21 protein-coding genes are annotated in these 23,334 nt (G+C 65.7%); 7 read left to right on the top strand and 14 right to left on the bottom strand.

Annotated elements, in window-relative coordinates; genetic code table 11:
• Window positions 1–11 precede the first annotated feature (11 nt).
• The 5 genes from hda to panB all read left to right on the top strand — a co-directional run bounded on the left by hda (window position 12) and on the right by panB (window position 4,179).
• Window positions 12–680 carry a DnaA regulatory inactivator Hda gene (gene hda / locus O0880_RS01190; protein WP_071321827.1) on the top strand — a complete coding sequence of 223 codons (669 nt, stop codon included), beginning with the start codon at window positions 12–14 and terminating at the stop codon, window positions 678–680.
• Window positions 680–1,351, top strand: coding sequence for an HAD family hydrolase (locus O0880_RS01185; protein WP_071326180.1), 672 nt, complete (start codon window positions 680–682; stop codon window positions 1,349–1,351). Before hda ends, O0880_RS01185 begins: the two co-directional genes overlap by 1 nt.
• Entirely contained in the window at window positions 1,344–2,717 is a 1,374-nt protein-coding gene (gene pcnB, locus O0880_RS01180) for a polynucleotide adenylyltransferase PcnB (protein WP_289884621.1), read from the top strand. Before O0880_RS01185 ends, pcnB begins: the two co-directional genes overlap by 8 nt.
• Before the next feature lie 8 nt (window positions 2,718–2,725).
• Window positions 2,726–3,205, top strand: a complete 480-nt coding sequence (folK, locus tag O0880_RS01175; protein WP_071321825.1) for a 2-amino-4-hydroxy-6-hydroxymethyldihydropteridine diphosphokinase — start codon at window positions 2,726–2,728, stop codon at window positions 3,203–3,205.
• A 98-nt stretch (window positions 3,206–3,303) separates the two neighbouring features.
• Window positions 3,304–4,179: a 3-methyl-2-oxobutanoate hydroxymethyltransferase gene (gene panB / locus O0880_RS01170; protein ID WP_198043854.1), complete on the top strand. Its 876-nt coding sequence runs from the start codon at window positions 3,304–3,306 to the stop codon at window positions 4,177–4,179.
• 116 nt (window positions 4,180–4,295) lie between these two features.
• Here the strand turns inward: panB and O0880_RS01165 are convergent, their stop codons facing one another.
• From O0880_RS01165 to O0880_RS01135, 7 genes are all read right to left on the bottom strand, one after another.
• Entirely contained in the window at window positions 4,296–5,786 is a 1,491-nt protein-coding gene (locus O0880_RS01165; RefSeq protein ID WP_289884620.1) for an aldehyde dehydrogenase, read from the bottom strand.
• Window positions 5,787–5,822: 36 nt separating this feature from the next.
• Window positions 5,823–6,680, bottom strand: coding sequence for an ABC transporter permease subunit (locus O0880_RS01160; RefSeq protein WP_071321823.1), 858 nt, complete (start codon window positions 6,678–6,680; stop codon window positions 5,823–5,825).
• Window positions 6,677–7,618 carry an ABC transporter permease subunit gene (locus tag O0880_RS01155; protein WP_289884619.1) on the bottom strand — a complete coding sequence of 314 codons (942 nt, stop codon included), beginning with the start codon at window positions 7,616–7,618 and terminating at the stop codon, window positions 6,677–6,679. Before O0880_RS01155 ends, O0880_RS01160 begins: the two co-directional genes overlap by 4 nt.
• A gap of 7 nt (window positions 7,619–7,625) precedes the next feature.
• Complete coding sequence (gene potA, locus O0880_RS01150) at window positions 7,626–8,774, bottom strand: polyamine ABC transporter ATP-binding protein (protein ID WP_289884618.1); 1,149 nt, start codon at window positions 8,772–8,774, stop codon at window positions 7,626–7,628.
• Between the two features lie 138 nt (window positions 8,775–8,912).
• Window positions 8,913–10,373, bottom strand: coding sequence for an aspartate aminotransferase family protein (locus tag O0880_RS01145; RefSeq protein ID WP_289884617.1), 1,461 nt, complete (start codon window positions 10,371–10,373; stop codon window positions 8,913–8,915).
• Between the two features lie 11 nt (window positions 10,374–10,384).
• Window positions 10,385–11,755, bottom strand: a complete 1,371-nt coding sequence (locus O0880_RS01140) for a glutamine synthetase family protein (RefSeq protein ID WP_034788700.1) — start codon at window positions 11,753–11,755, stop codon at window positions 10,385–10,387.
• Window positions 11,756–11,813: 58 nt separating this feature from the next.
• Window positions 11,814–12,590 carry a gamma-glutamyl-gamma-aminobutyrate hydrolase family protein gene (locus O0880_RS01135; protein WP_289884616.1) on the bottom strand — a complete coding sequence of 259 codons (777 nt, stop codon included), beginning with the start codon at window positions 12,588–12,590 and terminating at the stop codon, window positions 11,814–11,816.
• Window positions 12,591–12,873: 283 nt separating this feature from the next.
• Here O0880_RS01135 and O0880_RS01130 point away from each other — a divergent pair, with 283 nt between their 5' ends.
• Complete coding sequence (locus O0880_RS01130; protein WP_289884615.1) at window positions 12,874–14,019, top strand: MFS transporter; 1,146 nt, start codon at window positions 12,874–12,876, stop codon at window positions 14,017–14,019.
• Between the two features lie 6 nt (window positions 14,020–14,025).
• Here O0880_RS01130 and O0880_RS01125 read toward each other — a convergent pair whose 3' ends face one another.
• From O0880_RS01125 to O0880_RS01105, 5 genes are all read right to left on the bottom strand, one after another.
• Window positions 14,026–14,880 (bottom strand): hypothetical protein, encoded by an 855-nt coding sequence (locus O0880_RS01125; protein ID WP_289884614.1) that lies wholly within the window; start codon window positions 14,878–14,880, stop codon window positions 14,026–14,028.
• Window positions 14,877–15,449, bottom strand: coding sequence for a sigma-70 family RNA polymerase sigma factor (locus O0880_RS01120; RefSeq protein ID WP_071326178.1), 573 nt, complete (start codon window positions 15,447–15,449; stop codon window positions 14,877–14,879). The genes O0880_RS01125 and O0880_RS01120 overlap by 4 nt, the downstream gene beginning before the upstream one ends.
• 61 nt (window positions 15,450–15,510) lie before the next feature.
• Window positions 15,511–17,388 carry a beta-propeller domain-containing protein gene (locus tag O0880_RS01115; RefSeq protein WP_289884613.1) on the bottom strand — a complete coding sequence of 626 codons (1,878 nt, stop codon included), beginning with the start codon at window positions 17,386–17,388 and terminating at the stop codon, window positions 15,511–15,513.
• A gap of 96 nt (window positions 17,389–17,484) precedes the next feature.
• Window positions 17,485–18,108: a trimeric intracellular cation channel family protein gene (locus O0880_RS01110; RefSeq protein WP_071321814.1), complete on the bottom strand. Its 624-nt coding sequence runs from the start codon at window positions 18,106–18,108 to the stop codon at window positions 17,485–17,487.
• Window positions 18,109–18,112: 4 nt separating this feature from the next.
• Complete coding sequence (locus O0880_RS01105) at window positions 18,113–20,587, bottom strand: PBP1A family penicillin-binding protein (RefSeq protein WP_289884612.1); 2,475 nt, start codon at window positions 20,585–20,587, stop codon at window positions 18,113–18,115.
• 138 nt (window positions 20,588–20,725) lie between these two features.
• Here O0880_RS01105 and O0880_RS01100 point away from each other — a divergent pair, with 138 nt between their 5' ends.
• Window positions 20,726–21,619 carry an HTH-type transcriptional regulator ArgP gene (locus O0880_RS01100; protein ID WP_289884611.1) on the top strand — a complete coding sequence of 298 codons (894 nt, stop codon included), beginning with the start codon at window positions 20,726–20,728 and terminating at the stop codon, window positions 21,617–21,619.
• Here the strand turns inward: O0880_RS01100 and O0880_RS01095 are convergent, their stop codons facing one another.
• Together O0880_RS01095 and O0880_RS01090 are read right to left on the bottom strand one after the other, a co-directional pair.
• Window positions 21,620–22,492 (bottom strand): ABC transporter permease, encoded by an 873-nt coding sequence (locus O0880_RS01095; RefSeq protein ID WP_289884610.1) that lies wholly within the window; start codon window positions 22,490–22,492, stop codon window positions 21,620–21,622.
• Window positions 22,489–23,334 carry an ABC transporter ATP-binding protein gene (locus tag O0880_RS01090; protein WP_289884609.1) on the bottom strand — a complete coding sequence of 282 codons (846 nt, stop codon included), beginning with the start codon at window positions 23,332–23,334 and terminating at the stop codon, window positions 22,489–22,491. Before O0880_RS01090 ends, O0880_RS01095 begins: the two co-directional genes overlap by 4 nt.

Genomic DNA, 23,334 nt, shown 5'->3' with positions numbered 1-23,334 from the left:
AGGCGTACGCCATGAAACAACTGGTGCTCGATTTAGGCACAGACCAGGCGCACAGCCTCGATACCTTCGAGGTGGGACAAAATGCCGAAGTGGCGCAGCTGATGCGCCAGTTCGCCGCGCGCACGTCGCGCGAACATTTTGCCTACCTGTGGGGCGAACTGGCCGCCGGCAAGAGCCATCTGCTCAAGGCCCTGGCCAGCACCGAGCGCGCGCGCTATATTTCGCCGTTCTCGATCGAGTCCGAATTCGTGTATTCGCCTGACGTGGATTTGTACCTGCTCGACGACTGTGAAAAACTCTCGCCGCTGGCGCAGATCGACGCCTTTGCCCTGTTCAATGAAATCCGCGCCAACAAGGCCTATATGGTGTGCAGCGGCGCCGTGCCGCCCGCCGTGCTGCCCGTGCGCGAAGACTTGCGCACGCGCATGGGCTGGGGCCTGATCTATCAGATCCACGGCTTGACGGACGATGAAAAAATCGCCGCCCTGACCCAGGCGGCCAGCACCCGCGGCTTGACCTTGTCGCCGGGCGTGTTACCCTATCTGCTGTCCCATTTCCGGCGCGACATGCGTTCGCTGTCGACGATGCTGGACTCTCTCGACCTATACTCCCTTGAAACCCAACGTCCGATCACCTTGCCATTGTTGCGCGAGTTGTTGCAGGCGGAAGCGAAAGAATGATGAATCTGGCCCTGTTTGACCTCGACCACACCCTGCTGCCCATCGACTCGGATCACGAGTGGGGCGAGTTCCTGGTACGCATCGGTGCCGTGGACGCCGCCGAATTCACCCGACGCAACGACGAATTCTTCGCGCAATACCAGGCCGGCACCCTCGACCCGGTGGAATACCTGGAATTTTCCCTGGGCACCCTGGCGCAATTCCCGCGCGATCGCCTCGAGGCGCTGCACCGGCAATTCATGGCCGAAGTGGTCATGCCGGCCATCCGCCCGGAAGTCGTGGCCCTGCTCAAGCAGCACCAGGACGCGGGCGACCTGCTGGCCATCGTCACGGCCACCAACCATTTCATCACCAAACCCATCGCCGAAGCGCTGGGCGTCGAGCACCTGCTGGCCGCCATGCCCGAATATGACGCCGAAGGCAATGTCACGGGCAAGCTGCTGGGCACGCCCACCCTCGGCGCCGGCAAGCTGACCCACACCCACGCCTGGCTGGAAAAGATGGGCAAGGAACTGGGACAGTTCGAGCGCAGCTATTTCTACAGCGATTCGCACAACGACATTCCCTTGCTGTCGGTCGTTACCCACCCTGTCGCGACCAATCCCAATGCTGCCTTGAGCGCACACGCATCCCTCCACGGCTGGCCATCACTCCACTTATTCAATGATTAAAAAATTCATCCGCAAGATCCTCGGCGTTAAAAAAGAGGCAGCGCGCGACACCACGGCCCCCATCGTGCTCGGTCCCGCGCAACACGGAATCGACCCGAAACTGGTGTCGTCGAATGCCATCCGCGTCACCAGCAGCCTGCAGGAAGCGGGCTTCGAAGCCTTCGTCGTCGGCGGCGCCGTGCGCGACCTGCTGCTGGGCGTCAAACCGAAAGACTTCGACATCGCCACCAACGCCACGCCGGAACAGGTCAAGCGATTGTTCCGCCGCGCCTTCATCATCGGCAAGCGCTTCCAGATCGTGCACGTGATGTTCGGCCAGGATTTGCTGGAAGTGACGACCTTCCGCGGCGCCGGCGCCGATTCCGCGCCCAAGGATGAACATGGCCGCGTCCTGCGCGACAACACCTTCGGCCTGCAGCACGAAGATGCGCTGCGCCGCGACTTCACCATCAACGCCATGTACTACAACCCGGCCACGCAGGAAGTGCTGGACTACCATGGCGGCGTGGAAGACATCCGCGCCAAGACCCTGCGCATGATCGGCAAGCCGGAAGAACGCTACCGCGAAGACCCGGTGCGCATGCTGCGCGTGGTGCGCTTCGCCGCCAAGCTGAAATTCACCATCGAGCCGGCCACCGCCGCGCCGATTCCCGTCATGGCCCCGCTGATCAACAACGTGCCCGCGCCGCGCGTGTTCGACGAGATGCTGAAACTGCTGATGAGCGGCCACGCGCTGGCCTGTTTGCAGCAGCTGCGCAAGGAAGGCTTGCATCACGGCCTGCTGCCGCTGCTCGACGTGGTGCTGGAGCAGCCGCTGGGCGCGAAATTCGTCACCCTGGCGCTGGACGCCACCGACGCCCGCATCGCCGCCGGCAAGACCGTCTCGCCAGGCTTCCTGTTTGCCTCGCTGCTGTGGCACCAGGTGCTGGAAAAATGGACGGCCTACCGCGCCGCCGGCGAATCGACCATTCCCGCGCTGCACCTGGCGGCCGACGACGTGCTCGATTCGCAGACGGAAAAACTGGCCCTGCAGCGCAAGATCGGCTCGGACATGCGCGACATCTGGTCGATGCAGCCGCGCTTCGAGCGCCGCGTCGGCAAGGCGCCGTACAAGCTGCTCGAGCACCTGCGCTTCCGCGCCGGCTACGACTTCCTGCTGCTGCGCTGCGCCTCGGGCGAGATCGACATGGACATCGGCGAATGGTGGACCGCATTCTACGAAGGCGACGAGGAGACGCGCGAAGCGCTGCTCGTCAGCGCGAATGCGGCGCCGGGCGCCGTCAAGAAGAAGCGCCCGCCACGCCGCAGCACGCGCAGCAAGACGGGCACAGGCGGCTCGACCACCGGCAGCACCAGCGGCGAGTAAACGCGGTCATGCAGACAGTAACCGCTTACATCGGCATCGGCGCCAACCTCGGTGACGCGCGCGCCAACGTGCAGGACGCGCTTGCGCGCCTGGCGCGCCTGTCCGGCGCCAGCCTGCTCGACGCCTCGGCCAGCTACCGCACGGCGCCCATCGACTCGAGCGGCGATGACTACATCAATGCCGTGGCGCGCATCGCGACCACCCTGCCGGCCGAAGCGCTGCTGCAGGCCCTGCACGCCATCGAGGCGGCGCACGGGCGCGAGCGCCCCTACCGCAACGCCCCGCGCACCCTGGACCTGGACTTGCTGCTGTACGGCGACGAACGGATCGCCAGCGCCACGCTGACGGTGCCGCATCCACGCCTGACGGAACGCGCCTTCGTGCTGGTGCCGCTGCTGGCCCTGGCGCCTGCCATCGTCGTGCCTGGCCTGGGACCGGCCCAGGACTACCTGGTGGCTGTGGCCGACCAGGCCATCAGCCAGCTCTGACCAGAGCCGTCTCCATCCTCTACAATGCCGCTCCTGCAGCGCCCCGCATAAAGTACTACACTAGCGGCGTCGTACCCCTTTCACTCTAGAGAATACCTATGTCCGCTTATTTGCAAGGAACAGATCTGGCCGCAAAAGACAAGGCCGCCACACCAGCGCCGGCGCCATCCAAGCCTGTCGCCAACAAGGCCGTGACCATCCACACCCTGGCCACGCTGCGCGCCGCCGGCGAAAAGATCACCATGCTGACCTGCTATGACGCCAGCTTCGCGTCCCTGATGGATCGCTGCGGCGTGGAGATCCTGCTGATCGGCGATTCGCTCGGCATGGTCTGCAACGGCCACAACTCCACCCTGCCCGTCACCGTGGCCGAACTGGCCTACCACACGGCTTCCGTGGCGCGCGGCAGCAAGTCGGCCATGATCATGTCCGACCTGCCCTTCGGCGCCTACGGCACGCCCGAAACGGCCTATGCCAACGCCGTCATCCTGATGCAGGCTGGCGCGCACATGATCAAGATCGAAGGCGGCGCCTGGCTGGCCGAGATCGTGAAGTTCCTCACCGAACGCGGCATCCCCATCTGCGCGCACATCGGCCTGACGCCGCAATCGGTGCACCAGCTCGGTGGTTATAAAGTGCAGGGCAAGAGCACGGAAAGCGCGGCAGAACTGAAGAACGACGCGCTGGTGCTGCAAAACGCGGGCGCCGCCATCGTGCTGATGGAAGCGATGCCGTCGCAGCTGGGCAAGGAAGTCACCGACATGCTGACGATACCGACCATCGGCATCGGCGCAGGTCCCGACTGTTCGGGCCAGGTACTCGTCATGCACGACATGCTGGGCGTGTTCCCAGGCCGCAAGGCGCGCTTCGTGCGCAACTTCATGGAAGGCGCTGCCAGCATCGACGACGCCGTCACCGGCTACGTCAAGGCCGTCAAGGATGGCAGCTTCCCGGCGCTGGAACACTGCTTCTGATGTAGTGTGTTTGTCGGCCTGCGCGCTGCGCGCCAGGCCGACCTACGACCTGTCGGCATCGTAGGTCGGGTTAGCGCAGCGTAAGCCGACACCGCCACCAGCTCAAACTCTCGCCACTACCCCACCTGTATCCACGTCGTCTTCAGTTCCGTGTACTTGTCCAGCGCGTGCAGCGACTTGTCGCGCCCATTGCCCGACTGCTTGTAGCCGCCGAACGGCACGGTGATGTCGTCGCCATCGTACTGGTTGACGTGCACGGTGCCGGCGCGCAGGGCGCGTGCCGTCTGGATGGCCTTGCTGATGTCCGACGTCCACACGGCCGCCTGCAAGCCATACGGCGTGGCATTCGCCTGTTTCACCGCTTCGGCGATATCCGTAAAGCCCAGCACGGACAGCACGGGACCGAAGATTTCTTCGCGCGCGATCGTCATGCCGGCATCCACGTCGCCGAACACGGTCGGCTGCACGTAGTAGCCGCCCGTCTCCGCGCGCACGGCGGCGCCGCCGCCGAGCAGTGTCGCGCCCTCGTTCTTGCCCGCCGCGATATAGCCCATGACGGTGTGCATCTGCGTGGCGTCGACGATGGCGCCCATGACCGTGGCTTCGTCGAGCGGATCGCCCGGCTGGAAGCGCGGCAGCATGGCCAGCGCCTTGGCCAGGAACTCGTCCTTGATCGACTCTTCCACGAACAATCGCGAGGGCGCGTTGCAGCTTTCGCCCTGGTTGAAAAAGATGGAACCGACGGCGGCCGCCACGGCCTTGTCCAGATCGGGACAATCGGCGCAGACGATGTTGGCGGACTTGCCGCCCAGTTCCGTCCAGGCCCGTTTCAGGTTCGACTGGCCCGCCATCTGCACGATCAGCTTGCCCGTGCGCGTGGAGCCCGTAAAGCCGATGCAATCGACATCCATGTGCAGCGCCAGCGCGGCGCCGGCCTCGTTGCCGTAGCCGGGCAGCACGTTGAACACGCCCGGCGGGAGCCCCGCCAGCAGCGCGAGGTCGGCCAGGCGCAGGGCCGTCAGCGGCGATTTTTCCGACGGCTTCAGGATGACGCTGTTGCCTGCCGCCAGCGCAGGCGCGATCTTCCAGGCGGCCATGATCATCGGGTAATTCCACGGCACGATGGCGGCGACGACGCCCACCGGCTCGCGCGTGATCAGGGCCAGGCTGTTGGCCGGCGTGGGCGCGATTTCATCGTAGACCTTGTCGATCGCCTCGCCATACCAGCGCAGGCAGTTGGCCGTGGCGCCCACGTCCACGCTCTGGCTGTATTTGATCGGCTTGCCCATGTCCAGGGTTTCCAGTAGGGCCAGTTCGGGACCGTGCTGCTGCACCAGGTCGGCGAACTTGATCAATACGCGCTTGCGCTGCGCCGGCGATTTTCCCGCCCAGCGGCGGTCGTCAAAAGCGGCGCGGGCGGCCAGCACGGCCGCGTCCACGTCCGCGCCATCGCAGCGGGCCACCTGCCCCAGCAGGCGCCCGTCGATGGGCGACAGATTGTCGAAGGTCTGGCCGGACCTGGCCCAGGCCCGTTCGCCGTTGATGATGGCGCGGCCATCGATCGTGAGCGCTGCTGCCCGTGCATGCCAGCTGGTGTTTTCCGTCATGGTCGTCTCCTGCAAGGTGAAAACGCCAGCTTACTCCTAGTCTGGCGTATAGGCCGCGGACAGTTGCTTGCGGCGCCTGCGGTCGGCGCGCGCCAGCATCACGGCATACACGATCACGGCGATCGACACGGCCAGGATGGTCAGCGCGGCAACCGCATTCACGCGCGGGTCGAGGCCCAGCCGCGCGCGCGAGAAAATCACCAGCGGCATGGTCGTCGAACCGGGGCCGGACAAAAAGGCGGACAGCACGACGTCGTCGAGCGAGAGGGTAAATGTCAGCAGCCAGGCCGAGGCCAGCGCCTGCGTGATGTTCGGCAGGGTCACGAGGAAGAAGACCTGGTGCGCGCGGCAGCCCAGGTCCATCGCCGCCTCGGCCAGCGACTTGCTCATCTCCTGCAGGCGCGACTGCACCACCACGGCCGCATACGCCATGCCCAGCAAGGTATGACCGAGCCAGATGGTCAGCACGCCCCGCTCGGGAAAACCGAAGACCTTTTGCATGGACACCAGCATCAGCAGCAGGGACAGGCCGATGATCACTTCCGGCATCACGAGCGGCGCGCTGACCATGGCCGAAAACACGGTGCGGCCGCGGAAGCGCTGGTAGCTGGTCAGGGCAAAGGCGGCAAACGTGCCGAGGATCACAGACGAGGTAGCCGACATGAAGGCGATCTTCAGGGACAGGCCGAAACCCGAGATGATCTCCGTATCGCTCATCAGCTCACTGTACCAGCGCAGCGAGAAACCGCTCCACACCATGTCCTGGCGCGAGCTGTTGAACGAGAAGACGATCAGCACGATGATGGGCAGGTAGAGGAACAGGTAGCCCAGCGAGAGCCAGCCGCGGCCGAACCAGCGCTGCAGGAAAGAGTGCGCATTGTTACCTGTGCTCATGCTTGTTTCCCCGCGTCCTGGTCCATCTTGTACTTGTTAAAAATCGCCATCGGCACGAGGATCAGCAGGATCACCAGCACCGTCACCGACGAGGCCATGGCCCAGTCGTTATTGGTGAAATATTCATCCCACAGCACGCGGCCTATCATCAGGGTTTCCGGGCCGCCCAGCAGCTCGGGAATCACATATTCGCCGACGGACGGGATGAAGACCAGCATGGCGCCGGCGATGATGCCCGACTTCGACAGGGGCACGGTGATGCGCCAGAACGCCTGCAGGGGCGTGGCGCCCAGGTCGGCCGCCGCTTCCAGGTAACGCATGTCCATTTTGACCAGGTTGGCGTACAGCGGCAAAATCATGAAGGGCAGATAGGCGTACACCATGCCGACGACCAGCGAGAACGAGGTGTTCATCATGTGCAGCGGTTCGTTCACCACGCCCAGCGCGATCAGCAGGTCGTTGAGCAGGCCGTGGTTGGCCAGGATGCCCTTCCACGCATACACGCGCAGCAGGAACGAGGTCCAGAACGGCAGCATCACCAGCATCATCAGCACGGGGCGTATCGACGGCCTGGCGCGCGCCATGAAGTAGGCGAACGGGTAGCCGATGACGAGGCAGATGGCGGTGGTGATCGCCGCGTATTTGAGGGAGCTGAGGTAGGTCAGCAGATACAGTTCGTCGGCGGCGATGAACAGGTAGTTGGCGATTTTGACCTTCAGCACGACGATGCCGTCGACGTACGACAGCAGGCCGCCGAACGGGCTGCCCGCCGTTTCCATGTCCGACAGGCTGATGCGCAGCACGATCAGGAAAGGCACGAGGAAGGCGGCCGCCAGGAACAGCGACGGCACGGCGATGACGACGTTGCGGCCCGCATTTTTTCCCGTTATCCAGCGCAGGGTGACGAGATTGCGCAGCAATTGCAGAATAGGCGTCATGATGGCCTCAGCTCGTGAGCACGACGATGTCGGCGCCATCCCACCAGACCCACACGCGCTGCTCGCGCTCGAGGCGCGAGACGTCGTGGCGGGCCGCGTTGGTGCGCGAGACTTTCACCACATTGCCGCTGTCGAGACGCACGTGGTAGCTGGTTTCATTGCCAAAATACGCCATGGCGACGATCACGCCCTGGGCGCAGTTGTAGCCATGTTCCGCCGGCGACGCCCGCTCGTCCAACGTGGGCGGCTCGATCTGGATGCCGATTTTTTCGGGGCGCACGGCCACCGAGACATCCATGCCCAGGTTGCCCGTGATGCCGTGCGAGACATAGTGTTCGCCATCGGGCGTGGCGATCACCACGTGGTCGGGTTCGTCCTGCGCGATGCGGCCGTCGAACAGGTTGACGCTGCCGATGAAATCGGCGACGAAGCGGCAATTCGGCGTCTCGTAGATTTCACCGGGCGCGCCCACCTGCAGGATGCGCCCCTCGCTCATGACGGCGATGCGCGCGGCCATGCTCATCGCTTCATCCTGGTCGTGCGTGACCATCACGCAGGTGACGCCCACCTGCTCGATGATGTTCACCAGCTCCATCTGCGTGCGTTCGCGCAGTTTCTTGTCCAGCGCGCCGAGCGGCTCGTCGAGCAGCAGCAATTGCGGACGCTTGGCCAGGCTGCGCGCCAGCGCCACGCGCTGCTGCTGGCCGCCCGACAGCTGGTGCGGCTTGCGCTTCGCATACTGCCCCAGCTGCACCAGCGCCAGCATCTGCTCGACCCTCGCGGCGATCTCCGCTTTCGGCAAGCCGTCGCGGCGCAGGCCGAAGGCGATGTTGTCCCACACGGACAGGTGGGGGAACAGCGCATACGACTGGAACATCATGTTGATGGGGCGCTGGTGCGGCGGCACGTCGACGATGCTGTTGCCGGCCAGGGTGATGCGCCCCGAGGTCGGCGTCTCGAAGCCCGCCAGCATGCGCAGCAGGGTCGACTTGCCGCAACCTGAACTGCCCAGCAGGGCGAAAATCTCGCCCTTGTTGATCGTCACGGAAATATCATTGACGGCGCGCACGCCATCGAATTCCTTGACCAATTGATCAATCAGCAAGAAAGGCGCTGGGGCGTCGCTGGCCGACGCGGCGGGTGTTGCTATCGTCATGTGTGGGTGGCTTCTGGGTAAATGGGTGTCAAAATGAAAAACTGGCCGCTACAAAGAGCGACCAGGATGGAAGTTTAGCGGAACTGCCGCCATTGCGGTCCAAAAATTGCGCAGATGGCGGCAAAATGGGGCAAAAACCTACACCCAGCCCTTCGCCTTCACGTCCGCATGCGTCTTGTCCAGGCACAGGCGTATCAAGCCCACCATCTCGTCGATCTGCGCCCGCGTCATGACCAGCGGCGGGGCGACGATCATGCGCTCGCCCACGGCGCGCATGATGACGCCATTGTCGAACATGTGGCCGCGGCAGATCATGCCCACGCCCTGCTCCTCGTCGAACAGTTCGTTCTCGTGCACGGTAGCGCCCTTCTTGCGCACCAGGTTCAGGCCCGCGACCAGGCCGCAGCTGTCCGCATAGCCCACGAGCGGATGCTGGCCCAGGCTGGCAAAGCACTGCTTCAGGTACGGCCCCGTATCCTCGGCCACCTTCGCCACCAGCTGCTCTTCCTCGATGATGCGGATGTTTTCCAGCGCGGCCGCGCAGGCGACGGGATGGCCCGAATACGTGAACCCGTGCGTGAATTCGCCGCCCTGCTCGATCAGCACCTTGGCCACCCTGTCACCCACCAGCACGCCGCCCAGCGGCACGTAGCCCGAGGTGACGCCCTTGGCAAACGTGATCAGGTCCGGCCTGATGCCGAACAGCTCGGAGCCGAACCAGCGTCCCAGCCGGCCAAAGCCGCAGATGACTTCATCGGCGATCAAAAGGATGCCGTACTTGTCGCAGATGCGCTGGATTTCCGGCCAGTAGGTGCCTGGGGGGATGATGACGCCGCCGGCGCCCTGCACCGGCTCGCCGATAAAGGCGGCCACCTTGTCGGCGCCGATTTCCAGGATCTTGTCTTCCAGCCAGGACGCCGCCTTCAGGCCGAATGCTTCCGGACTCAGTCCATGGCCCGCTTCCAGATAATTCGGCTGGCCGATGTGCGCGATGCCGGGGATGGGCAAGCCGCCCTGCGCATGCATGCTATCCATGCCGCCCAGGGATGCCCCCGCCACCGTGCTGCCGTGATAGGCGTTGTGGCGGCTGATGACGGTATGGCGCTCCTTGTAGCCGAGAATGTCCCAGTAGCGGCGCACCATGCGCAAATTCGTGTCGTTGCCTTCGGAACCGGAGCTGGTGAAAAACACGTGCTGGAACTGCGGCGGCGAGATCTGCGCCAGCTTGGCGGCCAATTGCGCGGCCGGCACGTTCGTCGTGCCAAAGAAGCTGTTATAGAACGGCAGCGTTTCCATCTGCCGGTACACGGCTTGCGAGATCGACGTGCGGCCATAACCGACGTTGACGCACCACAGGCCCGACATGCCGTCGACGATTTTCTTGCCCTGGCTATCCCACAGGTAGACGCCGTCGCCGCGCACCATCACGCGCGCGCCTTTCGACGCCAGGTCCTGGAAATCGGTGAACGGGTGCAGGTAGTGGGCCGAGTCCATCTTCTGGATGGCGGCCGTGTCGTACACCTGCGGCGCCGCATTCTTTTGCGCCACGGAGGCGACCAGCGCGGCGCCGGGCGCCAGCGGATTGTTTGTTGTGCTCATGCGTGCTCCTTTTAAACGTGCAATAACAAATGTTCGCGTTCCCAGGGGCTGATCACCGTCATGAATTCCTGGTGCTCGAGGTCCTTGATGGCCGCATACACGTCGATGAAGCGCTCGCCCAGCACCGTGCGCAGCTTGTCTTCCGCGCGCAGCAGCTGCAACGCTTCCGGCAAGCCTTGCGGCAGTTCGAACTTCATGTCATAGGCGCTGCCCACCATCATCGGCGTCGCTTCCAGTTGCTCCGTCATGCCCAGGTAGCCGCATGCCAGAGTCACGGCCAGCGCCAGGTAGGGATTGGCGTCGGCGCCGATGATGCGGTTCTCCACGCGCCGGTCCTGCACGCCCGATTCGGGCACGCGAAAGCCCACCGTGCGGTTGTCCAGGCCCCACTGGATGTTGATCGGCGCGGCCGTGTGACGCACGATGCGGCGGTAGGAATTCACATACGGCGCGACTATGGCCATGGCCGACGGCATGTAGCGCTGCAGGCCGGCGATGTAGTGCTTGAAGATGGGCGCCGCCGAGCCGTCCTCGTTGCTGAAAATGTTCAGGCCCGTCTTCGCATCGACGACGCTCTGGTGCACGTGCATGGCGGACCCCGGCTCGCCGGCCATCGGCTTGGCCATGAAGGTGGCGTACATATCGTGTTTCAGCGCCGCTTCGCGCAGGGTGCGTTTGAAGAAAAACACCTTGTCGGCCAGACCCAGCGGATCGCCGTGCAGGAAGTTGATTTCCATCTGCCCCGCGCCGATTTCATGGATCAGGGTGTCGACGTCAAGGTTCATCAGTTCGCAGTAATCGTAGATATCCTCGAACAGCGGATCGAATTCGTTGACGGCGTCGATGCTGTACACCTGGCGGCTGGTCTCGGCCCGGCCGCTGCGGCCGATGGGCGGCTTCAATGGCAGGTCCGGGTCCGTGTTTTTCGCCGTCAGGTAGAACTCCAGTTCCGGCGCCACCACCGGTTTCCAGCCCTTGTCCGCATACAGTTTCAGCACGCGGCGCAGCACGGATCTTGGGGCGAAATCGACCAGCATGCCGTCGGCGAAATAGCAGTCATGGATGACTTGCGCCGTGGGATCGGTGGCCCACGGCACCATGGTGATGGTGGTGGGGTCGGCCTTTAAAATCATGTCGCGGTCGGTGCTGGAAATGGCGCGGTCATAGCCGCCATCGTCGACGGGATAATTGCCCGTCACCGTCATGCCCAGTACCGCTTCCGGGATGCGCATGCCGCGCTCCTGGGTGAATTTCCCGCGCGGCAGGATCTTCCCGCGCGCCACGCCCGTCAAGTCGGGGACCAGGCATTCGATTTCCGTGACCCGCTTTTCATTGAGCCACAAATCCATATCCGTATAGGTGAAATTTTCGCGTATTGCCATGTTTCCCTCTCTCTGGTCTTGATCAGACGCCGCATGGTGCTGGTGCGGCGCGCCCGTGCTAGTTGCCGTCATCCTTTCTGTTGCGCTGCTGTTCCTGGTAATCGCGGCACGCCTGGCCAAAGCCGCCGAACAGGCGCATGGCGTGCGGGTTGTCTTCCACCCGCCATTCCGGGTGCCACTGCACCGCCAGCGTGAAACCGGCGGCGCTGGCCACCGTATAGGCTTCCACCAGTCCGTCGTCGGCCAGGGCTTCCACCAGCAAGCCGTCGGCCAGGCGGGCGATGCCCTGGCCATGCAGGGAATTGACCATCATTTCGCCCTCGCCACCGAGCAGGCGAGACAAAAGGCCCTCGGGCGCCAGCTTGACGCGGTGCGCGGGCGCGTACTGGCGCCCGAGGGGATCGAGCACGTTCTCGCGATGATCGAGCATGCCCGGCACCGCATGCACGGCCTGGTGCAGGCTGCCGCCCAGGGCCACATTGACTTCCTGGAAGCCGCGGCAGATGGCCAGCAAGGGCAGCTGGCGCGCCAGCGCGGCGCGGATCAGGGGCAAGGTGGTGGCGTCGCGCGCCGGGTCTTGCGGCAGTTCGGGATGCAGGATGTCTTCGCCATACAGGCGCGCATCGACATTCGAGGCGGAACCGGTCAGCATGACGCCGTCGGCGATCCGCAGCGCCGCTTCCAGGTCGGCGTCAGCGCCCAGGGCGGGCAGCAGCAGCGGCATGCAGTCTGCACCGCGCAGCACGGCGTGCAGGTACTTGTCCTGCGCCATATGCCAGGCGTGGTTGCCAAGCTGGCGCTGGCAGGCGGGAACGAGAACAATGGGACGGCGCATAGAGTGCTACCTCGCTGGCGTGACGATCCAATGACAGCGCCAAACAGCGCTGCCGCTCGCTTCACTGTACAGCAGAGCCGGCGGCAGCGGCCACACCCATGGGCGTGGCCAACGGGACCGTCCTGCGGCTACACTACGGCTTTGCCATATTGTCTTTCGTAAAATCATCATATGCCCGTCCGGCGCCAAATGCCAGCGCCACCGGCAAAGTCCCCCTCTTTCCCATGCATCCACACCACTTTCACGCCATCCCGACCTTGTTTTCCCCCGCGCGGAGGCTGCCATGAAGCACATGCCGTGGCGCGATTTCTTCGCCCTCGTGGTGAGCATCGGCGTGGTCGGCCTGGGACTGGGCGCGACCATGCCGCTCACCGCATTGACACTGCACCAGCGCGGCGTGGGTACGGACATCATCGGCATGATCACGGCCGTCAGCGCCCTCGGCATCCTGGCCGCTTCGCCGTTCGTCTCTGGCTGGGTGGGGCGCTTTGGCGCGCGCGCCACCATGCTGGGCGCCGTCTGGGTGGCCTCGCTGGCAACGATCGCCATGCAGTTCACCGACCATCTGCTGGCGTGGAGCGTACTGCGCTTCCTGTTTGGCGGCGCCATGGGCGTGTTGTTTACCATCGGCGAAGCGTGGGTGAACCGGCTCGCGCCCGACAATTCGCGGGGCAGAGTGGTGGCCATGTACACCACCAGTTTTACCTTCTTCCAGCTGATCGGTCCCGCCCTGGTGGCGCTGTTCAACGACAGGATTACGTGGAGCTTCGCCGCTTGCGGCCTGCTGTTCCTGCTCGCCGTGCCGGGCCTGATGCTGATCTCGAACAGCGGCCCGGAAAAGGAGCAGGAAGAGCATGGCGTGAAATGGACCCTGATCCTGCCGCGCATGCCGATGATCGTGCTGGGCGCGGCCTTCTTCGCCCTGTTCGACACGCTGGCATTGAGCCTGCTGCCCCTGTATGCGATGGAACACGGCATCGGCACGGACCTGGCCCTGCTATCGGCCACCGTGGTGCTGGTGGGCGACACGGGCCTGCAATTCGCCTTGGGATGGATGGCCGACCGCTTCGGCCGCGCCAAAGTCCATGCGGGCTGCGGCGTGGCCGTCTGCCTGCTGTTGCCGCTGCTGCCGTTCGCCGTCGGCACGCCGTGGCTGTGGTGGACCTTGCTGTTGCTGCTGGGCGCGGCGGCGGGCGGCATCTACATGCTGGCGCTGGTGGCGTGCGGCGAGCGTTTCACGGGCCTGTCGCTGACCAGCGCCAGCGCCATCGTCAACGCCACCTGGGGTGTCACCAGCGGCGGCGGCCCCCTGCTGACGGGCGTCTTGATGCAATCGGCGGGCGTCAACGCGCTGCCGGCCGTGATGTGGGTCTGCGCCGCCATTTTCGTCGGCAGCGCCGTGTGGGAGCGCAAGAAGGGGATCGTGTAGCCGGCGCTACTGTTTCAGCTTTTCCAGCCGCTGCCGCAGCTCTTCGGCCACCGGATAATCGGGATAGGCCTGCCTGAACGCGGCCCACTCCTCCTGCGCCAGCGCACCTTCGCCCGCCTTAAGCAGGGCGTCAATCTTCACCAGCCACACGGACGCGTCGAGCCTGGCCGGCGGCGGCAACGGTGCGGAGCGCGCAGCAACGGGAGCGGGCATCGCCAGCGCCTGGCGCTGCAGGCCCGATTCGGCCCGCATGGCCGCTTGCTGCTCCATCGCCTCGCGCATTGGCGTGGCTGGCGGCGGTGGGGGCGGTGGCGCCGGCGGCGCCAGGGGTAGCGTCGCCGTCAGCTGGGGCGCTGGCCGCACGGCAGGTACAGGCGCCGGCTCGGCCTGCGCCGCCGGCCTGGCCGCCATCTTGGCTTGCGCGCGCGGGGCCGGCACCGCCGGCGGCGGGTGTGGCGCTGGCTGCGATGCCGCATCGGCAAGCGGCGCCGGTGCGGCATCAGGCACCGGCATCACCTCCTGCGTGAGCGGCTCCCCGACGACGGGAAATTGCGCCGGCTTCGAGCCGAACCAGTCCACGCCGATCAGGTTCACCGTCAACAGCACGGCCGCGGCCAGCCCCAGCGGAACGCGCCAGCGCTGCAGATAATCGGGCGCCTTTTTCACTGGCAGGGTGCGCAGCACGCCATCGGCGCTGTCGTTGGCGGCCACGGGTGCTGCCAACGCCTTTTCAGCGTCCGCCAGGATGGCCGCATCGAGCGCGCTGGAAGGCGCGGGCTGCGGCAAGCTGGCCAGCAGCGCATGCAATGCATCGTCGCCGGCTTCGTGGTCTTGATCCTGGTCTGTCCTGTGCGTAGTCATGCCTGTCCTCCCGCGCCCGCGGCGCTATCGAGCCCCGCGCGCAATTTCTGCATGGCGTAGCGCAGCCGGCTCTTGACGGTTTCCGCTTCCGCCCCCGTCACCACGGCGATATCCAGGATGCTCATGCCGCTGAACTGCTGCAGCACCAGCGCCTCTTTTTGCTCGGCCGGCAGGGCGGCGATGGCCGCATGCAGCAGCGCGTGCTGCTGCTTCTGTTCCAGCGACTGCTGCGGCGAGGCGCCCTCGGACGCCAGCTCGCCCGGTGCTTCGCCATCCTGCGCCTGGCCTTCCCGCTGGCGCAGGATGTCGATCAGGCGGTTGCGCGCGATCTGGTACAGATAGGTGCGAAACGCCGCCTGCGGCCGGTAGCCGGCGCGCGCCGCGTGCAGGCTGGCCCAGGCGTCCTGCACGATCTCGTCGACCCAGGCGCGGCGCGGCGCACGCCAGGCCACGAAGCGGTACAGCCCCTGGCTATGGCGCCGGTACAGCTCGCGGAACGACGGCAGGTCGCCGGCGCTGTAGCGCAGCATCAGCTCTTCATCCGTCGCGTTGATCAAGGTATCGGGCATGCGGACCAGTGTAGCCGAACTACGCGGCAGCGACAAATGCCGCGCGTCGCTCACCATCGCGTCAGCGGGCGGCGGGGGCATAGCTGACGCGGCGCACTTCACGGACCTGTCCCTCCTTGAGCGCCCCTTCCACCAATTCATAGCCCAGCAGGGCGAAGACCCGGCCCTGCAGGAACAGGGGCCGCGCATTGCCGTACCAGTCCACGCACGATGCGCGGCAACCATCGTCCGGCGCCGGGCCGGGCCGCGCCGCCAGCGCGCCCAGTTCCGTCAGTTGCAGGCCGCTGTTGCGCAGGTACAGGACGGATGCAGAAGGCCTGTTCAAGCCTGGCCGCTCGTCCGCGCCCAGGATGGGCAGGCCGATGACGCCCTCGCTGGCCGTCTGCGGCTTGTAGAAAAAGCCGTGGCTGCGCGACTCGCCCTGCGCCGCGTCGGCGCGGATGTAGCGCGTGGCAATCGCCGCCTGCGCCCCCAGGCGGATGCTGCTGAAGTGCAGGTCCCTGCCCTGCGCGCCGATCGCCACGGCGTCATTGCCCAGCGCCTCGATGCGCTCCACGCCGTGCGGCAGGGACAGCGCCTGCACGCTGCCCGCGTCGGCCCAGCGCACGGCATACAGGGGCTGGCGCGGCCAGGCCTGGTCCGCCTGTCGGCGTCCGCCATTGCCTGCGTTCCCATACAGCAGATACGGTCCCACATAGCGGTTCTGCAAACCATAGCCGCCGCCACCGGGCAAGGGCTTGTAGCTGCCGGCCGGCGCGCTGTCGCGGCCATCGGAAAACGATGCCAGCGGCACGCGCAGCAAGGCCATGTCGCCCCGGCCGCGCGCACCATCCCACATGGCGTCACCCTGCCCTTCGGCGCGCAGCAGGACGTTCAGGTGGCCGTCAAGGCTTTCCAGGAACGAGAACTGGTCGACGGGCGCGCCAGCCACCTTCAGGGCGCTGGGCGCGCTGCCGTCGAGGGGAATGCGGAACACGCCCGAATCGCTGCCACGGCGCGTCGTCCACACGAAAACGGACTCGCCCGAGACATAAAACACGCGGCCCTGCGGCCCCATGACGGCGGTCGCTTCGCAGCGCATGTCGCGCCGGGCCAGGTCGCACACGGTGACCGTGTGCAGGGTCAGGCCGGCGCCGGGTTCGGGCTCTTCATCGGTGCGGTAGATGCGCGTGGCGGGCGCGATGCGCTTGAAGTCGGACGGCACGGCGCCGGGACGCCAGCGGCGCAGCGCGGGAAAGCCGCCGAACGGATCGCCACGGCGCAAGTCCAGCGACAAGGGCGAGTAGAACACCAGCTTGCTGCCGACCAGGCGGCTGGCGTAATTGCGCGACGAATAATAGTCGTTGGAGCGCAAATGGTAGGTGGAACGGTAGGCCAGCTTGCCGTCGGCACCGATGTCGAACAGGCCGATCTCCGTGCCGCCCCGGCTGTAGCTGTAGCCGATCACCACCAGCGTGTCGCCATCGATCAGCATCTCGTCATACCAGCTGCCCGACGGGTCGCTGCCAGGCGCGAACGCATCGAGCGAGGCGACGGGCTGCAGCGCATTGCCCCCCACCTGCACCGTGAACAGCTTGCCGCGCCGGAGCATCACCAGGTGCTTGCCGTGCAGCTTGACGATGCCGCCTTCGTCCACGCCCGCCGTCTGCACGTTGGTGACCGATTCGGCCGCATCCGCCGATTTTGCCGCCGCCTCCGCCGCCATCGGCGCGGCCGGCGGTGCCGGGGGCGCGGCCGTGTATTGCGCCGTGGCGCGCTGCAGTTTCTGCTGTTTCAGCACCAGCGCCGCCTGGCGCGCCTGCAGCTGTTGCAGGTAGGCGCCCAGCGCCTGCTCGCTGGCAAACGGCGCCAGGGTCTTGCGCGGCGCCGTGTCGGCGGCATGGCTGCCTGCCGACAGCAGCAGGGACAGTATCAATGTGATCTTGAGGGCGCTGGGCATCGCTTCTTCTCCGGTTGGCTGGGGTGTCAACCATGAAACGCAGCGGCGGAGAAAAAGGGGTTACATGCGCGTGAAAATATTCACCTGGCCGCCGCCCTACTCGAAACCGCGTATGCGGTCGCCATTGAAGTTCGGCAGGCGCCACTCGAAATGCAGGGCCAGGAAACGGAACAGGAAGCCGGCGCCGATGGACGCCAGCTGCGCCACCGCGCTGTCGACCTTGAAGTACAGCAGGCCCACGTACAGGCTGCCCGTAAACAGGGCCACGGTGGCATACACTTCGCGCTGCAGCACCAGCGGAATCTGGTTGCACAGGATATCGCGCAGCAGGCCGCCGAAGACGCCCGTGATCATCCCCGCCAGCACGACGATGGCCGGATGCATCTTGGCCGACATGGCGATGTCGCAGCCGATCACGCAAAACGCCACCAGCCCCAGTCCGTCGACCAGCAGGAATACCGTGCGCAAGTGGTGCAGGTAGCGCGCCACGACGGCCGTGACGACGGCCGCGCCTACCGTAAACAGCAGATACTCGGGGTGCGCGATCCAGCCCAGCGGATAGTGTCCCAGCAGCACGTCGCGGATGGTGCCGCCGCCGAGCGCCGTGACGGTGCCGATCATGCAGATGCCGAACAGATCCATGCCGCGCCGCATGCCCATGATGGCGCCGGACATCGCTTCGGCGACAATCGCCACCAGATATATCGTATATAACAACATGGTCTTACTCTTCTGAAAATGATTTGAGAATCTGTTCGCGTTCGCGCGCTTCGCTCAGGGTGCGCGCCTCATGGCCGGCGCCGCTGCTGCCGCGCTCTTCGCCGTTGGCCAGGCGCGTATCGGCGTTATGGCCGCCACTGCCACAGCTGACGCTGCTGTGGATGAAGGCGTGGCTGTCGCGCAGGCAGTCGCCGGCCAGGTATTCGGCATACACGTAATCGCCGTCGAGCAGGGCCAGGCCTTGCGGCTCGGCCAGCACCTGTTCGCGGCGGCCCTGCACGGCCACCTGCATGTAGTCGCGCCAGACGGGCAGCGCCAGCGTCCCGCCCGTGGCGTTGCCCAGGCTCTTGGGCTGGTCGTAGCCGAGCCAGACGACGGAGACGAGGCCCGAGGAATAGCCGGCGAACCAGGCGTCATAGGCATTGTTCGAGGTGCCCGTCTTGCCGGCCGCGTCGCCGCGTCCCAGCGCCAGCGCGCCGCGCCCCGTGCCGCTCTTGACGACGTCGCGCAGCATGCTGTCCATGACGTAGGCATTGCGCGTGGAGATGACCTGCGTGCCGGGCACCGGCGCATCCTTGGCGCGCGGCGCCGCATCGCTGAACAGCACCGCGCCGCTGCGGCTGCGCACTTCCTTGATCAGCTTTGGCGGCATCTGCACGCCGCCGTTGGCGAACACGGCATACGATTGCGCCAGCTGCAGCGGCGTGACGGCGCCCGCGCCCAAGGCCAGCGGCAGCGAAACGGGGTTGCGCGCGCCTTCGAAGCCGAAGCGCGTGGCGTAGTGCTGCACGTAGCCGGGGCCGGCCGCCTGCATCAGGCTGACGGCCACCAGGTTTTTCGAGCGCACCAGGCCGCGCCGCACGCTGATGAAGCCTTCATAGTTGTTGCCGTAATTGCGCGGACGCCACGGCTGCGCGCCCGTTTCCTGCGGCAGCAGCAAGCGCTGCGTGTCGTCCACGGCCGTGCCGGGGAAGTAGCCCTTTTCCAGCGCCGCCGAATACACGAAGGGCTTGAAGCTGGAACCGGGCTGGCGGTAGGCCTGCGTGGCGTGGTTGTAGTGGTTGCGATAGAAATCGAAGCCGCCCGCCATGGCGACGATTTCGCCGCTGTGCGCATCGACGGAAATGAGCGCGCCTTCCATCTCGGGCAGCTGGCTCACCAGCCAGCGGTTCTTTGCCGCGTCGTGCACCACGCGGATCACGCTGTTTTCCGCAATGGCGCGCTTGCCCTCGAGCGGCAGCTTGCCGCCCAGGCGCGCATCCGACGCTGCCAGCACGACTTCCTCGCCATTGCGCAGCTGCGCCGTCACCTGGCGCTTGCCGGCGGTCTCGACCTTGCGCACGAGCGCGGCGCGCAGTTCGCCGCTGTCCGGATAGGCGGCCAGCTGGCGCGCCGCGCTGTCCGCGGAGGCGGCCAGGCGCGCTTCGGGACCACGGTAGCCGCGGCGCGCCTGCGCGTTCAGCAAGCCGTCGCGCAGCGACTTGTCGGCCGCGAGCTGCGGCGCCATGCGGATGGTCGTCGTCACGTCCAGGCCCATGCTGTAGGCGCCCTCGGGATAGCTTTGCAGGATCAGCTGGCGCGCTTCCTCGACCGCATACGCGGCCGCATGCACGGAGCTGTTGCGGTCCTTGTTCAGGGCCAGCTTTTCCGCCACGGCGGCGGCGTATTCGGCCTCGGTGATGTAACCGAGTTCGCGCATGCGCTGCAGGATGTAGTGCTGGCGCACGGTGGCGCGCTGCGGATTGGCGACGGGGTTGTAGGCCGATGGCGCCTTCGGCAAGCCGGCCAGCATGGCCGCTTCGGCGATGCTGACGTCGGCCAGCGGCTTGTCGAAATAGATGTTCGAGGCGGCGGAAAAGCCGTAGGAACGCTCGCCCAGGTAAATCTGGTTCATATACAGTTCCAGCAGCTTGTCCTTGCCGTAGTGCTGCTCCAGCTTGTAGGCGAGCAGCATCTCCGTCAGCTTGCGCTGCACGGTCTTTTCGCGCGACAGGAAAAAGTCGCGCGCCACCTGCATGGTGATGGTGCTGGCGCCCTGCGCGTGATGGCCCGTGACGACGTTGGCGAGCGTCGCGCGCGTCAAGCCATAGAAATCGACGGCGCCGTGCTCATAGAAACGCGCATCCTCGATGGCCAGCAAGGCCTGGCGCATGCGCAGCGGGATCTCTTTCAATGGGAGGAATTCGCGGCGCTCTTCGCCATATTCGGCCAGCAGCTCGCCTTCGCTGGAAAAGATGCGCAGCGGCAACGCGGGCTTGTATTGCGCCAGGTGTTCGACGGCCGGCAAATCCTGCCACGCCTGGCGCAGCCAGTAGCCGCCCGCCAGGGCTGCGGACAGGCCCAGGCCCAGGGTCAATCCCAGGCCGAATTTCAGATTGCGCGCCAGCTTCGAGGGCGGCTTGCGGGTGGTGGTCGTGGTAGTGGTGCTGGCTTTCGCGCCGTCTTTTTCACTATCTTGCGCCGTATCTTGCGTTTCCATATGGTCATTCCTTTGCTGCCAGGAGACCGCGCGCAGGCGCGCAGCACTCCATCAAAGAGCCATTGTGCACTGCAACACGCCCATCCTTATAAAAAGTAAGTATTATTTAGTATTGATAAATTTTTCTTATGTTAGGCAGTGTCCATGGATCTCAATCCCAAACATACGGAAGCGTTCCGCGCCGTCGTCGAAACGGGCAGCTTCGAACAGGCGGCGCTGCGGCTGCACCTGACGTCACCGGCCATTTCGCAGCGCGTGCGGGCGCTGGAAAGCCAGCTGGGCAATGCACTGATCGTGCGCAGCCGCCCCGCGCGCGCCACGCGCATGGGCCAGCGCCTGATGCAGTACCTGAAACGCGCCAAGCTGCTGGAAGCGGACCTGCAGGCGGAACTGGCGGTGCAGCAGGATGCGCCGCTGACGCTGGTGCTGGCGCTGAACGCCGATTCGATGGGCACCTGGTTCTTCCCTGCCCTGTCCGAGGTGCTGATACGCGAGCGCGTGCTGCTGGACCTGACCGTGGAAGACCAGGACCACACGTACACCTTGCTGGAAACGGGCATGGCGATCGGCTGCATCAGCACGGAGGCAAAAGCCATGCGCGGCTGCACGGCCGAGCCGCTGGGCGTGATGCGCTACTGGCTGGTGGCCACGCCGGCGTTTCGCCAGCAATGGTTCGCCCACGGCCTGACGCGCAAGGCGGCGCGCACGGCGCCCGTGGTCGCCTACACGCGCAAGGACACCTTGCAGTCGTCGTACCTGCAAGAGGCGCTGGGCTTGCCCGAAGGCGCCTACCCCTGCCATTACGTGCCGGGTGCCACCTCGCACTTCAACGCCATCCGCTATGGCCTCGGCTACGGCATGGTGCCCGAGCTGCTGCTGAAGGCGAACGCGGACGGCGAACTGGTGGAAATGCTCACCCCCAAGACCCCCGCCGACGTGGCCCTGTACTGGCACACGTGGAAGGTGCAGTCGCCGCGCATGGAGCAGCTGTCGCGGCAGATCATCGCGGCGGCGCGCAAGATCCTCAAGTAGCTATCGCTGCATGCCCCAGCGCTTCAGAGTCACGCGCTCCAGGCTGCGAAAGCCGATGTTTTCTACCAGCAAGCCGATAACGATGACGGCCGCCAGGCCCGCGAAGACCTTGTCCGTGTACAGCTCGTTGCGGTTCTGGAAAATGTACCAGCCCAGGCCGCCCTGCCCCGACGTGGTGCCAAATACCAGTTCGGCCGCGATCAGGGTGCGCCAGGCAAACGCCCAGCCTATCTTCAAGCCCGAGACGATCGATGGCAGGGCGCCCGGCACGAGGATGTGCAACACCAGGCGCAGGCCGCTCAGCCCGTAATTGCGGCCCGCCATGCGCAAGGTCTCGGGCACGCCTTGGAAACCCGCATACGTATTCAAGGCCAGCGGCCACATCACGGAGTGGACAATGACGAAGATCAAACTGGCGCGGCCCAGGCCAAACCACAGCAGGGCCAATGGCAGCAGGGCGATGGCCGGCAAGGGATTGAGCATGGCCGTCAGGGTTTCCAGCACGTCGCGCCCGATGCGGCTGGAAACGGCCAGCAAGGTCAGCACGAAGGCGGCCAGCACGCCCACGGCATAGCCCTGCAGCAGGACGACGAGCGAGGCGGCCGTGCGCGTGAGCAATTCCCCACTGGCGATACCGCCGATAAACGCCTGCGCCGTCTGCAGAAAGCCGGGCAAGAGTAAATCGTTGTGCGTCCAGCGCGCCGCGCCTTCCCACAGCAGGGCCAGGCTGAGCAGAATCAAGACCTTGCGCCACAGCGCCTGCTGGCTCAGGCGCTGCCAGCGCGACAACGGTCGCTCGACGGCCACGCCGGCCGGCGGCGGCGGCGCATACACGAACTCCTGGCGGATCGGCGGCTCCAGCAGCGCGCTCATACGGCCTCCCTGTGCGCGGTCCCGCTTGGCGCAGCGGCAGCAGTTTCCTCGTCGAACAGCAGGCCGTGGATGCGGCTGCTGGCGGCCTGGAATTCCGCGCTGCCGGCGCTGTGCAAGCCGAATTGATGACTGTTCAGTTCGGCGCGCACCCTGCCCGGATGGGGCGACAGCAGCAGGATGCGGTTGCCCACCACCAGCGCTTCCTCGATCGAGTGCGTGACGAACACGAGCGTGAAGCGCAGCTCTTCCCACAATCGGCTCAGCTCTTCCTGCATCTTGCGCCGCGTCAAAGCGTCGAGGGCGGCGAACGGTTCGTCCATCAGCAGCACTTCCGGCTGCATGGCCAGCGCCCGCGCGATGGCCACGCGCTGCTTCATGCCGCCCGACAAGGTGTGCGGGTGGGCGTCCTCGAAGCCGGCCAGCCCCACCTTGGCGATCCAGTGATGGGCGCGCTCGCGGGCCGCCGCCTTGTCCAGCCGCTTGCTGGCCAGCAAGGGAAACATCACGTTTTCCAGCACTGTTTTCCACGGCGGCAACTGGTCGAATTCCTGGAACACGACGACACGGTCCGGCCCCGGTTTGTGGATCGCTTGACCGTGCATGGCGATGCTGCCCGCGCGCGGCGCGATGAAGCCGGCCACGGCCTTCAGCAGCGACGACTTGCCGCAGCCGGACGGCCCCAGCAATACGAAGCGGTCGCCGCGAAACACGTCGAAACAGACGTCATGCGTGGCGCGCACGCTGCGCCGTTCCGTCTGGTATTCCAGGCTGACATGCTGGACGCTGAGCAAGGGCAGCACCGCCACAGGCGGGCGCACGAGGTGGAAAGCGGGCGCGTTCAT

This window comes from Janthinobacterium sp. SUN118, assembly GCF_030397695.1.
In the GTDB taxonomy this organism is placed as follows: domain Bacteria; phylum Pseudomonadota; class Gammaproteobacteria; order Burkholderiales; family Burkholderiaceae_D; genus Janthinobacterium.
Note: the sequence above shows the minus strand (reverse complement) of the source record. Positions and strands in the feature narration are given on the sequence as shown.